Below are 12,024 nucleotides of genomic sequence, written 5' to 3'. Positions count from 1 at the left end.
AAAATCAGCGCCTAAGCCATTCATCTTCGGGACCATGAAGGGCAGCAACGACGGAACTGGTACAGGAACGGGCCAGGTGCTTCGGGTGGAGGGCACCAACGTGGTGCGTGTTCCTTTTGGTGTGCGTCGCTCCCGCCGCCCCCGTCCCCAGCGCCCCGATCACTGGGCCACCCTGGTGCTGCCTTTTCATATCCACCACGATCCAACGCCACCCCCCCAGGCAGCTTGAAGTTGGGTTTGGCTAAATCAAGCCGCTTAAATTGCTTCGTCCAAGCGCCAATCAACTAGGGCTTTGACGTCAGCCAGCGAGCTGGCGGGGGCCCGAAATGGCAGCAGATGCATGGGACTGCGCTCCGGGCGCACCAGCCAGGTGAAATCGGCCTGGGGAATTAGCACGAACCCCCGATAACGCACCGTTGCCCGCACCCCGCGGGGATGGTTGCCAGTTGAGGCGATAGCTGTGCTGGCGCTGGCCATCCCTGGGGTCAAAACTGCAGCCATTGCAGCGGGCTTGCGGCAAATTTGCGGCCGTTTACTGAATTGCTTTGGGATTGCCGTTACACCCTGCAAAAAACCTGGGCGGGTCTAGTCCTAGACCCCTGAAACCCCTTTGGAGCACTGGGTTTTTGTTCTGTTGCCCTCGTCGTAGCGATAGGTGAAGAAGGTGTGCTGGGCTACAAAAATTGCAGCCCGGTTGGGGTATCAAACGCCCAGAAGTTGGGGTTCCCGGTAGGGCACGAAGCTGGCCTTGCGGGCGCCGCAGATCGGGCAACGCCAGTCGTCGGGGATCGCTTCAAAGGGGGTGCCCGGAGCGATGCCGGAATCGGGGTCGCCGGCGGTGGGGTCGTAAATCATCGAGCACAGTTTGCAGATCCACTTGCCCGCTACGGGCTCGTCTGCCTCTCCGGCCACCCCCTTGCCCTGCAGGGCTTCGAGGGCGATGCCATAGCGCTCGGCGTGGTGCTGCTCGATCGGCGTCAGCAGGCCGAAGTTTTTGGCGGCGGTGCGAAAGATGCCGGCGTGCTGCTGTGATTCGTCGATCTGCTCCTGGAATTCAGCTGCGGCTTCGCCATCGCGATCGATGCGGGCCTGGTCGGCAAACTCCGGATACATGGTGGTGTACTCGTAGGTTTCGCCCTCGATTGCGAGCTCCAGGCAGCGGTTGAGCAGGGCCTGCTTCTTCTCGCCGGAGAGGTTGGCGGGATCGTCGATGACGAGTTCGGGATGGAGCAGCCGGAAGTGGGCGAAGGCGTGCTCTGTTTCCTGGGCAGCGGTATCGCGAAACAGCTTGGCCAGCTCGGGGTTGCCGACCTGCTTGGCCACCTCCGCGAAAAATAGGTATTTGCGGTTGGCCATGCTCTCGCCGCCAAAAGCGGCTTCAAGATTCGCCTTGGTGCTGGGCTTGGCGATATCCATGGCTTGGCAGGTGTTGCAGTTAATGGAGAGTTTAGCTTGCCCGAAGTCGAAACGACTATGAGTTAGCCCTGCTGGCGTGGCTCGATGGCCCCGGGCCTTGCGGTTCTCAGTAGTTGGCGCCGCTGCGGCGCTGGTGCACGGCCGTGGTGGCGCTGGCGTCTAGCACGCCGCCCTGGCTCACCTGGGCATACAGCAGCCAGTGGTCGCCGCATTCCATGCGCTGCTGCACCGTGGCGTCCAGCCAGGCGAGGGCCTCAGGTAGAAGCGGTTGGCCGCTGGGGCTGTGCTCGAGCTCCAGGCCGGCGAAGCGGTCGGCGCCTGGGGCAAACGGCTGCAAAAACTGCTTCATCGGACCGGTTTCACGCCCTGCGGCCAGCACGTTGAGAGCAAAGCGATCGCCGACGTGCAGTAGGGCCTCCACCGCCCGGTCTTTGGCTACGGCCACGGTGAAGCCTGGTGGCGAGAAGCTGGCCTGGCTCACCCAGCTGGCCACCATGGCGCTGCTGAGGCGGCTCCCCCCCTCCCCTTTGCTGGTGGTGAGCACGCACAGGGAGCCCACCACCCGGCCCAGGGCCTGCACTGCTGGATTGCTGCGGCTCTCGCTGAGGCCGCCACTGGCGGTTCGGCGTTGCACCTTGCGCTGTTCGCTCTGCAGTTGGCGGCCCAGGGCGGTGCCGGTTTCTTCGATGGCTTTGAGGCTGGCCGCATCGGGGCTGAACTTCACCTTGATCGGTTCAAAGGCGAAGTGGAAGCCGCCATCGCGCAGCTTGCTCTCCAGCAGATCCAGGGCTTCACCGCTCCAGCCAAAGCTGCCAAAGACCCCAACCGGCTTGCTGCGGTCGCCCTCAGCTAGCACCGTGCCCAGGGCTGACACGATCGGTGTGGGGGCATGGCCGCCGAGGGTGGGAGAGCCGATCAAGATTGCATCGCAGCTGCGGATCGCCGCCAGCAGCTGCTCAGGTGGCGTGAACTCGCAGTTGATGCTCTCCACCCGCACGCCGGTGCGGGCGACCCCCTGGGCGAGGGCATCGGCGATGGCGGCCGTGTTGCCGTAGGCGCTGGCAAATAGCAGTGCCACCGATAGGCGCGCCCGCTCCTGGGTTGCGCCCCAGCGGTGGTAGTCGTTGAGCAGGCTGCGCCAGCTCTCGCTGATCGCCGGCCCGTGGCCGGGGGCAATGGTGCGGATTTCGAGTGCTTCGAGCCGCTCCACCACCGACTCCACCTGGCGCGCCATCGGTGCCATCAGGCAGTCGTAGAAGTAGCGGCGGTCTTCCTCACTGCTGCTGCGGTTGGCTTCAGCGAAGCTCTCGCTGCAGAGGTGGGCCGCGAAAAATTTGCCGCTCATCAGCAGGCCGCTGGTCTCCTCGAAGGCCATCAGCGCCCCGGGCCAGCGGGGGGTGGGGGTGGGAATCAGGCGCAGCACGTGGCCATCGACGAGGTTGCGGCTGGCCTCCTGCTTCACCACATCGATCCGAGGCAGCGCTGGGATCGGCTCTGGGGTTGTTTCGCTGCCGGGGGCGGCCGGTTTCTGCAGGTTCCAAAGCTCTTCGAGCAGCTTGGCGCCGGCGTTGGAGCTAACCAGCAGCAGCTTGGGCCAGCGGGCCGCCAGTTGGTGCAGCAGAGCTACCCGATTGGGGTTGACGTGACCCACCACCACCTTCAAGGGGGCCTCGGCCGGCACCAGCTTCGCCAGCTCCGCCAGGAAGGGCTCGGCAAAGGAGGCCCCGGGGGGATGGACCAGCAGGGGCACCTGCTGGAACAGGAAGCTGTTGGCGGTGGTGCCGCGCTCCAGGCCGTATTCCACCTCGAAGCGCAGCCGGGTGGGGCTCAGCCCCTTGAGGCAGATCAGCCCCGGCTCGATGGGGAGCTGGATCACCCGACGCTCCAGGTTTTTTGCGCCCATGGTTCGCCCTTTGGGGAGGAGAGGACTCTAGAAAGACAGCCCGACCGATTTGTTTACTTGCCCCATCGATGGAGCGTCCTTAACGTTCTTGTAGCAGGCTCGACTTTTCATCGAAGAACCATTTTCCTTTGGCGATAGTTTTCTCCTTACAGGGGATGCAAGTCGTTCCAATGGCGGCTTCTCCAAACGGCATGCCTGGTCGCGCCCTGATCCCCTGCTGATTGGACTGGAAGCCCCCCTGAGTGGGGACCAACGTGCCAATGGTCGCGACATGTGGCGTGGCGCCAAGCTCGCGGCGGAGCAGATCAACCTTGAGGGAGGCATCCTCGGCCGGCGCGTCAAGCTGCTGCGTGCTGACGACCAAGCCGATCCTGAGCGGGCCCTACCGGTAGCGCGTAGCCTGCTGCGCCGTGGCGCCGATGCCGTGATCGGTCCCTACAACTCAGGTGTGGGCGTGATCAACCTGCCCTGGTATGTGGATCAAAAGATCCTGCCGGTACATCTCACCTCCACTAACCAGACAGATGGCCTGGGGGTGACTGTGCAGCCTAAGAATGATCAGATTGCACCTGTTGATATTGCCTACATCACCTCCCGCCAGGTGAAGCGTGTGTCGATGTTGGTGGATCCCTCTGATTTCACCAGCGACCTGGCCGATCAGGTGGAGAAGGGGCTCAAGGCCGATGGGGTCGAGGTGAAGCGCTTCAGCATCACGCCCGGTAGTGCCGACTACCAGGCCGAGATCGCCCAAGCCCTCGCCAGCAATCCCCAGCTGGTTTATTCGAGCAGCTACTACCCGGAGGGCAGCAAGATCGCCCGCGCCCTGGTGGCCAGCGGTACCTCTGCTGAGCCCTTCATGTGCCTCAGCAATGTGGATGCGGCCTTTGTGACTGAAGCGGGCCTGAAGGTGGCCCGCCGCTGCACCTTCAGCGGCACGCCTGAGTCGGCCCAGCTCCCCGACGCCCAGAACTATGTGAACGCGTACAGGGAACGTTTCGATCGCGAACCCAACGTTTGGGGTGCCTTCACTTACGACTCACTCAAGCTTCTGGATAAAACGATGGAGGAGGTCGGTAGCACCCGCTACAAGACGGTTCTGGACCAGTTGCGGCAGACCAAGGGATACGAGGGGCAGACCGGACGCATCAGCATCGACCCGATCACGGGCAACCGCGTGAAGGTGCCGGTGTTCGCCTTGAGGGTCAACGGGCAGGGTGACTACGTTATTAAGGACGACACCTGAATCAAGGACGACACCTGAGCATCAGTAGTGGTTCCCCACTTTGCGGTGGTGCACCGCGGTGCTGGCTTCGGTGTCGGCCACGTTGCCCTGCTCCACCTCGGCATAGATGATCCAGTGGTCGGGGCCTTCTAGGCGTTGCACCACGCGGCAGCCCAGGTAGGCCAGGGCATCACCGAGCACCGGCCCGCCAGTGGCGGCGCCCTCGAGGGTGCTTACGCCGGCGAAGCGGTCGGCGCCGGGCGGGAAGCGCTTGAGGAAATGGCGCAGCAGCTCCTGGTGGTTGTCCTCCCGCAGGATGTTGAGCACGAAGCGATCATCTACTTGCAGCAGCGCCTCGATGGCCCGGTCTTTGGCTACCGCCACCGTTAGGCCGGGGGGCTCGAAACTTGCCTGGCTAACCCAGCTGGCCACCATCGCTGAGCTGCGCGTCCCCTCCGGTGTCTCCTGCCGCGCTGTCACCACATACAACCCCCCGGATAGGCGACCCAGCGCCTTGTCGAGATCGGCATCGAGAGACTTCATCGCGGCGATTGTCTTCTCCTTGGTGAGCAGCTGACCCAGGTCAGTGCCGGCTTCCTCGCAGCGCTGATAATCGTTTCCGCCAGGCACCTGGCGCACCCGCAACGGTTCAAAGGCAGTTTTCTGGCCGAGGCTGCGCAGCTGGCTTGCCACGGTGTCGATTGGTTGGTCGTCGCCGCCGAAGGCGTCGTAGCTGCCCACCCACTGCTTTGGCTTGAGGGCCGCCAGCAGGGTGCCGATCGCAGCCTGCAGCTCGGCATCGGGCCGGGCTGGCCAGGTGGGCACCACCACGGCGCTGGCTTCACCGATCAGAGCACTGAGCTCCTGGGCGTCGGTGGCGCGCAGATCCACCAGCTGCACTGCAGCGCCGGCCTTGCCGATGCCGCGGGCAATCGCCTGGCTGAGCCGGTCACAGAAGCCGTATTGGCTCAGATAGCAAACGGCTGCATAGTTTTCGCCCGTGCTGCGCTGAGAACTCCACTCGCGGTAGTCGCCCAGCCACAGGCCAAGGTGGTGGCGCAGCAGCGGCCCATGGCCCACCGCCACTGTGCTGATCTCCGGCAGGCCATCCATGCGCTTCAAGGCCTGCAGCACGCTGCGGGCGTTGGGGCCCATCAGGCAGTCGTAATAGAAGCGAAAGTCGGGCGCGATCGCCCCCGGATCCACATCAAATAGGTCATCGGAGCAGTAGTGCAGGCCGAAGGCATCGCAGGTGTAGAGGATGCCGGTGCCGTGGTCGAAGGAAAAGATCGTGTCGGGCCAGTGCAGGTTGGGGGCGCTGAGAAACTCGAAGCGGTGGGCCACGCCACTGGTGGGGTTGGTGCCCAGATCGAGCTCTTCGCCGCTTTTCACCGCCCGGCTTTTGAAGGGCCGGTGCACCTGATTCTCAAGAAACTGGATCGCCACCTTGGAGCCCACGATCTCGATCTCGGGGTTGAGCTCGAGCAGGTGGGCTATCAGGCCCGAGTGGTCGGGCTCTGTGTGGGAAACGATCAGGTGATCGATTGCTTTTGGGTCGATCTGCTCCTGCAGCAGCGGCAGCCAGGTGCCTTCAAATTTGAGGTGGCTGGTGTCGATCAGGGCGGTGCGCTCGCCCCGCACCAGGAAGCTGTTGTAGGTGGTGCCGTTGCGTAAGCCAAACTCAATATCGAAGCGGGAGCGGTCCCAGTCGAGCGAGCGGATCGCGGTGGTGTCCGGGCCGATCGGCTCGCACTGCAGGCTGAGGCGGCTGCCACCCACCGCAGCAGGCGTGCTGCCGTTAACGGTGCTACTGGCCTGATTGGTGCCGTGGCTGGCTACTTCCATGGCTCCCTGATGGCTTTGGTAGTGCAACTTTAGGCAGGCTCCATTGGGCTCGGTTTGTCCCAGGCCAAACCCAGCCCTGGGCCGGGGTTGGTTGCCAGGATCGCTAAGGATCTCCATCTCTATTTCCACTTTCACTTCCAAGCGGGTCACGGCCTGGATTGTCGATGCTGTGGCCCGCCTCCGCCTTTGTTGCCGGCGGGATCAGGTTTGAATTCTCGGCCCCCCAGGCTCGCTGGCTCAACACCGCTATGGCTTTGTGTCCTCGGGCGATCGGCCCAGTTGCTCGCTGTCCATGCGCCGCATGCGCTGGTGCTGTTGTTGCTGCCGTTCGGACTGGAGCGTGCGTTGAAGGGATTCACACTGCAAGGCCAATTCGCGGATCAGCGCTTGCTCGAAGATCGGCGACACATCGATGAGTTCACTGAAGCCGGTGTGAATGAACACCAGGGCGCTGCAGCCCTGGGAGGCGGCCACGAATCTGGCCTTCGCCGCACTGCCGTGATCACCGAAATAATCGGCTAGCCCAACGATCGAGCCCCCGCGATGCTCGGCGAGCGTTTTCGGGGCCGAACCCGGCACCAGGCTCTCCCGTTGCTCGCAGCAGCCATCTAAAATTATCAATACCCCAGCGCTTGGTAGCTCGATGGGATCCCCCTGACGCCACTGCTGCAGGCTGCAGAGGCGATGGAGGGCCAGCAGGGCGCCGGGTTCGAGGCGCTGGATCAGGGGCTGTTCGGTGATCAGCGTGAGGATCTCGCGGCTCGCCAGCTGCTCGCCCTGCAGAAAGGCCGTCAGCGTTGCGCTGGTCGGCAGGCCGGTGCGGGGTGTCTGAGTCAGGCGTTCGGAGCGCGGGGCGTCCAGCTGGCGCAGCACCATCAGGGCCCACAGCGACACGCTGGGGTCGGTATCCAGCCAGAGCCCTTCCAGTATTTCCCCTGCTGCTGGTAAGGGGGACAGCTGGAGCGGGCTCAACGTCACTCCATCGAGCCAGGTGTTGATCGCCGTGGTGGTGTCATCCTCAGCGGCCAGGAAGGCCAGCACATTGGGCGAGAGGCCGCGCAATAGGGCTAGGCAGGCTTCATCGGGCCGGTGCTCCTCACGGGCGGTAAGGCCACTGCGGATCAGGGCCACCAGGTCGGGGAGGAAACGGGCGATCTGGCGGTCGAGGCTGAGTACCAGCGGCGCGGCCAGGGGCAGCCGCTGGCTCATTTCAGCGAGGCTCTCTCTGCGGGCCATGGCCTGGTTCACGAGCTGCAATCGCTGGCTGAGCTGCCGTTCGCCGAATTGGGATCCGGGGCCGAAGTCGTTCAGCAGCTGGGCCCAGCTGTCGTCATCGAGACCACTCTCGATCTGGATGCGGTTGAGCCGCCCGCGCCCGTGGGCATCGAGGCGATCGATATGCAGCACCGTGGATCCGCTCAGGAGCAGCAGGTCTTCGATCTCCTGGGCGGCAGCGTTGCGGCAGAGGTTGAGACCGGCAAGGTCCTCGGCACTCAGGCTGGTGATTCGTGCGTCTTCGCTGGTAAGGATCTCCAGGGCGCTCTGGTGATCGGCATCATCGAGCCCCAGGCTGGTGCGCAGGTCGACCAGGGCCTTGAGGGAGGCGGTGCGATCCAGGCGCCCCTGGCTGATCAGATCCCTCAGCACATCGAGGTAGATGCTGCGGCGTTGGGAGGTTTCCTGCACCGGCAGGGCATTGGCCAACACGAACACCTCCCCCGGGCTGAGATCGTCCAGTTGGCGCCCGGCCAGCAGGGGTTGAAGATCAGGTCCGAGCCTGGCCAGCCGCCGCCGCAGGCTGGTGCTGGTGCTCTCCCGTTCGTAGAGGCCGCGGTCGCGATCCCAGTTGCGATAAAGCCACACCGAGCTGATAGCCACGATCACCAGATTCAGCTCCAGCTTCAGCGAGAGCAGCGTTGTGCCGCTGTCGAGCAGATTGCCCTTGAAGAAGAAGTAGGTGTTGATCGCCGTGAAGGTGGCCAGCAGCCGGGTGCGGTGGATCGCCCGTTCCTTCGCCAGCTCAGGGGCGGCGGAGCTGAGCTGGTTCCGTTGCAGCTGTTCGATCTGGTGGAACAGCCGTTCCGACACGACGCCCCCCGCGCTGAGCAGGGCCGGCACGGCAAGCAATCGCGGCAGCTGGGGCCAGCCCGCCGGCAGCAGCGATTGCCACGCCATGGCTGCCAGGCGGCCGTCGTAGGTGTACAGGTTGCTGCGCAGGTAGTCGATCCCATGGCCGCTGGCTTCGGCTGGGGCGTCGCTCTGGATCAGCAGAAAGAACGCCAGGATCAGGCCTGGGTAGGAGTACCAGGCCCAGGCCATGCCCCGCTTGCCGCTCAGGCTCTGCCAGTAGGTGCGCTCGGCATCGATATCGAAACAGGGTTTGGCGCAGGCCACGCAGGTACTGATGTCCTGGCCCTGGGCTCCCACCGTGCGGCACATCGACTGGGTCGTTTTGCTGCCGCCGCCCAAGTGGGCCTGGGAGCTGAGCAGGCTGCGCGGTCCGCTGAGGATCTGCTGGGCCGGAGCGAACGGACAGAGGTACTGGCAGAAGGTTTTGCCTCCGTAGGCCCAGCCGCTGATCAGGGCGGCCAGCAGGGAGGCTGCAAACAGCAGGGCCAGGATCGGCCCGTTGCTGTTGGCGATCAGCAGCCGCAGGCTCAGGCCGGCGATCAGCAGGCTCCACTGCAGCTGGATGTGGTGGCGCGCCAGCCAGGACGACTCCGAAATCGCCGCCACCTGGGGCTTGCCGGCGCGGTTCAGCACCGTGCGCTGCCATCCCAGCGCTCGGAATAGCTGGGAAACAAAGGACAGCGGGCAGATGCGCCGCCAGAGTTCATGGCTGAGCAGCACCGCCAGGATCACCAGCGGCAGGCCGACATTCCAGAAGAGGTCGTTGCCGATGCCGGGACGGTAGATGGTCGCCTCCCGGCAGGCGATGGAGCGATAGGCAGGGCCTAGTTCCGGCCTCAGCAACAGAGCGAGCAGCCCGAGCCAGCCGAGTAGCAGGGCCCAGCGGGCGATCCGCGCCTGCGCTTCAGACCAGCGGTTGAACCAAGTGATCAATCTGGCTTCCCGCCGATGGCAAGGGTTTCAGCTCATCCTGATTTGTTTTTTGGGATTGGCAATTAGCCGAGTGTCTGCAGGGCCCAACAGTCGTCGCGGGCGACGGCCATAAAAAAGGCCCGGCGGGTCGGCCGGGCCTGGGAGGGTTCTCTTCTCTCTCGTGTCCGCTCGGCCCTGATCAGCCCTCCACCTGCACCTGAACCGTGGTGAGGTTCTGGGCCTTTGGTGCCGTCACGGTGAGCAGGCCATCGCGGTAGTGGGCTTGCAGGCTTTCGCGGTTGATGCCGCCGGGAAAGCGGAAGCTGCGGCTCCAGGTGCCGTAGCGGAATTCGCTGATCAAGGAGGTCTGTTTGGCGACCGGGGGAGAGCCATCGGGGCTTGGCTGGCGGCGCTCGGCGTTGATCACCAGGCTGCGGTCGGTGGCCTTGACGTCGATCGAGGTCTTATCGACACCGGGAAGCTCCAGGGCGATTACATAGGTGTCGTCGGTTTCGTGCACCTCGGCGGCCGGCACTCGCTCGGCGGCGGGACGCTCGGCAGCGCGCAGTTGTTGCTCGAGTAACTCGAAGGGGTGTTGGTGCAGGGTGAGCATCGGATGTTCTCCGGGACACAGCCAATGTGCTGCGGCCAGCCGGGCGACGGCAGGGGGCAACCGCCCGATTTGGTTCGGCCCTTACGGCCCCGTTCGGTTGGCACCACTGGCAGGTAGGGGCAACCGGCAGCGCTGCTTTAAGGCGGCGATCACCCGGCCGGTGGCGTCGGGATGGCCCTGCACGCTGAAGGCTTCCCGCTCCAGTTGCCGCTTGCCGTGGTGGTATCGGGTGGTGAGGATGCCGCTGATTTCCTGCTCCACCACCGGGTTGAGCCGCACGCTCCAGCCCAAGGGCTGCAGCACGCCGGTGGGACAGCTCTGGGCTGCGTGAATGGCCTCATGCAGCAACACCTGCCGGCCGATGCCCAGCTCGAAGGCCACCGGCGCGATCCAGAGGGTGCGCGTTTTGGCTTGGAACAGGCCGTAGGCGCCGCGTACTGGCGGCGGGGCCAGCCGCACCTGAAAGCCTCGCTGCTGCAGGGTGCTAACCAGGGGGCGCAGCTCGGCGGGCAGCTGGGGCGGCGGTGCTGGGATGGCGGCGATCACAACAGGTTTGCCTTCACAACAGTTGGGTGCATCACAACAGCCACCAGCGGCTGAAGCGGGCGGCTTGGCCGCAGGGCTGACCGCTGCCGTCGCGCAGGGTCCAGAGGCGGGCGGCTTCGATGGCAAAGCGGCGGCCGCGGCTGTCGATGCGGATGCCCCGGTAGCCCGCGATCGCTTCTTGGGCTTGGGCTACCAGCAACGCCTGGCGGCGGCTGGCCCGCTCGGCTGGCTCGGCGGTGAGCCGCGACGGCATGCCCACCAGCTCGGCCCAGGGGCGCTGCCACAGGCGCAGGGCCGCCCGGTTGGCATAGATCAGCCTTGGCCCTGGATCGCTGCTGGGATCGGCGCCGTCATGGGCCAGCAGCACCAGTTCGGCTGCAAACAGCTCCTGGGCCACCAGCAGGGGCGAGGCGTCGGCGGCTAGGCCGGCGATCAGGGGGGTGCCGAAGGCGCGCTGGTAATTGCTGAGCAGGCACAGGGCCAGACTTTGGGCCGCCGGCGTTAGCCAGGGGGGCGGGCTTAGGGGATCAGCCGTCATCACCGTTGGCCGGGCCCATGGCCTTGGCCATGGCTAGGGCAGCCAGCTGCTGGCCGTGGGCCTTGAGGTGCTCCAGGAAGTGGAGATTGGCCTCGGGGAAGCGGGGTTCTTCCGCAAGGGGCAGGGGACCGGCGGCATCGAGGCCGGTGTCGCCCTCCAGGGCTGGAGTGATCACAACCAGATCCGAATCGAGGGCTGCGCCGTAGCGCCACCAGCGGTTTGGGTCCTTGATGGCTGGATGCACCGGTTGCAGGGCCACCGCGGCGACCGGCTGGGAGCCCTGTTTGGCGGCAGCCTGTCTGGCCTGTTTTGCCAGCGCCTTGCGCCGTCGCTTGGCCAGGTCGGCCAGCAGTTGGGCCCGGGTGCGGCCGCGCATTTGGAACAACACAAAGGGGTCTTCGCTGAAGCGATCGCCCATCAGGTAATAAACGGCGCTGACGTGTTTGCAGGGGTTCGCCTTATCGGGGCAGCTGCATTCGCTGCGCACCTCCTGCAACTTGAACGGAAACAGGCGCTTGCCGCTGGCCGCGAAGGCGCGCTCGATGTCCTGGGGCATGACACCGGCCAGCAGCTGGGCCGACCAGCGCGCCTTCTGGGTGAGGGCGTCGAGCACGTAGTTCCAGTCGTCGTCGTGGAGCACGTCGAGCCAGAGCTTCACCTTGTAGGGCTCCTCATCGGTGCCCTGCACCCGGGCATGCACTCGCCGCCCCTCAAAGCGGATCGAGGTGACATTGCCGCTGCGGGCATATTCCCAGGCGCGCTCCAGTCGCTTCTTGAAGCGGTAGGAGTTGATCAGCTCCATCCACTGCTCCACCCACCAGGGCTGCTGGGCCAGGCCCTGGTCGCCGAGCTGGGTGTTGATGGTGCTGGCGTAGGTGGTGGGGGTGAGGGTCATGGAT

General features: G+C 65.0%; 11 protein-coding genes. 2 read left to right on the top strand and 9 right to left on the bottom strand.

What is annotated here, in order from left to right; all coding sequences use genetic code 11:
* The first annotated feature begins 34 nt into the window (after positions 1-34).
* A complete protein-coding gene (locus tag KBY75_RS06105; RefSeq protein WP_254929651.1) occupies positions 35-229 on the top strand; it encodes a hypothetical protein in 195 nt (64 codons plus the stop codon).
* Between the two features lie 26 nt (positions 230-255).
* Here KBY75_RS06105 and KBY75_RS06100 read toward each other — a convergent pair whose 3' ends face one another.
* The 3 genes from KBY75_RS06100 to KBY75_RS06085 form a co-directional block, all read right to left on the bottom strand.
* The gene (locus tag KBY75_RS06100; protein ID WP_255023337.1) at positions 256-477 is read right to left on the bottom strand and encodes a hypothetical protein; all 222 of its coding nucleotides are present in this window, start codon (positions 475-477) and stop codon (positions 256-258) included.
* Between the two features lie 225 nt (positions 478-702).
* A complete protein-coding gene (locus tag KBY75_RS15325) occupies positions 703-1,416 on the bottom strand; it encodes a rubrerythrin family protein (RefSeq protein ID WP_261347253.1) in 714 nt (237 codons plus the stop codon).
* Between the two features lie 106 nt (positions 1,417-1,522).
* Positions 1,523-3,319 carry a diflavin flavoprotein gene (locus tag KBY75_RS06085; protein ID WP_255023336.1) on the bottom strand — a complete coding sequence of 599 codons (1,797 nt, stop codon included), beginning with the start codon at positions 3,317-3,319 and terminating at the stop codon, positions 1,523-1,525.
* A 109-nt stretch (positions 3,320-3,428) separates the two neighbouring features.
* On the opposite strand from KBY75_RS06085, the gene KBY75_RS06080 reads away from it, so the two are divergent.
* On the top strand, positions 3,429-4,562 hold the full coding sequence (locus KBY75_RS06080; protein WP_315859066.1) for a branched-chain amino acid ABC transporter substrate-binding protein: 1,134 nt from the start codon (positions 3,429-3,431) through the stop codon (positions 4,560-4,562).
* A gap of 21 nt (positions 4,563-4,583) precedes the next feature.
* On the opposite strand, the gene KBY75_RS06075 is transcribed toward KBY75_RS06080, so the two are convergent.
* The 6 genes from KBY75_RS06075 to KBY75_RS06050 form a co-directional block, all read right to left on the bottom strand.
* Positions 4,584-6,386, bottom strand: coding sequence for a diflavin flavoprotein (locus tag KBY75_RS06075; RefSeq protein ID WP_255023367.1), 1,803 nt, complete (start codon positions 6,384-6,386; stop codon positions 4,584-4,586).
* 246 nt (positions 6,387-6,632) lie between these two features.
* Entirely contained in the window at positions 6,633-9,449 is a 2,817-nt protein-coding gene (locus KBY75_RS06070; protein WP_255023335.1) for a cyclic nucleotide-binding protein, read from the bottom strand.
* 178 nt (positions 9,450-9,627) lie between these two features.
* Complete coding sequence (locus tag KBY75_RS06065; protein WP_254935623.1) at positions 9,628-10,041, bottom strand: Hsp20/alpha crystallin family protein; 414 nt, start codon at positions 10,039-10,041, stop codon at positions 9,628-9,630.
* Positions 10,042-10,122: 81 nt separating this feature from the next.
* A complete protein-coding gene (locus KBY75_RS06060) occupies positions 10,123-10,587 on the bottom strand; it encodes a hypothetical protein (RefSeq protein WP_255023334.1) in 465 nt (154 codons plus the stop codon).
* A gap of 31 nt (positions 10,588-10,618) precedes the next feature.
* Complete coding sequence (locus KBY75_RS06055; RefSeq protein ID WP_254929306.1) at positions 10,619-11,125, bottom strand: MEKHLA domain-containing protein; 507 nt, start codon at positions 11,123-11,125, stop codon at positions 10,619-10,621.
* Positions 11,115-12,020: an SWIM zinc finger family protein gene (locus KBY75_RS06050; RefSeq protein WP_255023333.1), complete on the bottom strand. Its 906-nt coding sequence runs from the start codon at positions 12,018-12,020 to the stop codon at positions 11,115-11,117. The genes KBY75_RS06055 and KBY75_RS06050 overlap by 11 nt, the downstream gene beginning before the upstream one ends.
* Positions 12,021-12,024 lie beyond the last annotated feature (4 nt).

Source organism: Cyanobium sp. T1G-Tous (assembly GCF_024345455.1).
In the GTDB taxonomy this organism is placed as follows: Bacteria; Cyanobacteriota; Cyanobacteriia; order PCC-6307; family Cyanobiaceae; genus Cyanobium_A.
The sequence above is the reverse complement of the archived record's forward strand: the minus strand, read 5'-3'. Positions and strand labels throughout refer to the sequence as shown.

Coding starts and splice junctions, on each gene's coding strand:
- KBY75_RS06105 (WP_254929651.1), top strand. CDS start 35: ATGAAGGGCAGCAACGACGGAACTGGTACAGGAACGGGCCAGGTGCTT.
- KBY75_RS06100 (WP_255023337.1), bottom strand. CDS start 477: ATGGCCAGCGCCAGCACAGCTATCGCCTCAACTGGCAACCATCCCCGC.
- KBY75_RS15325 (WP_261347253.1), bottom strand. CDS start 1,416: ATGGATATCGCCAAGCCCAGCACCAAGGCGAATCTTGAAGCCGCTTTT.
- KBY75_RS06085 (WP_255023336.1), bottom strand. CDS start 3,319: ATGGGCGCAAAAAACCTGGAGCGTCGGGTGATCCAGCTCCCCATCGAG.
- KBY75_RS06075 (WP_255023367.1), bottom strand. CDS start 6,386: ATGGAAGTAGCCAGCCACGGCACCAATCAGGCCAGTAGCACCGTTAAC.
- KBY75_RS06065 (WP_254935623.1), bottom strand. CDS start 10,041: ATGCTCACCCTGCACCAACACCCCTTCGAGTTACTCGAGCAACAACTG.
- KBY75_RS06055 (WP_254929306.1), bottom strand. CDS start 11,125: ATGACGGCTGATCCCCTAAGCCCGCCCCCCTGGCTAACGCCGGCGGCC.
- KBY75_RS06050 (WP_255023333.1), bottom strand. CDS start 12,020: ATGACCCTCACCCCCACCACCTACGCCAGCACCATCAACACCCAGCTC.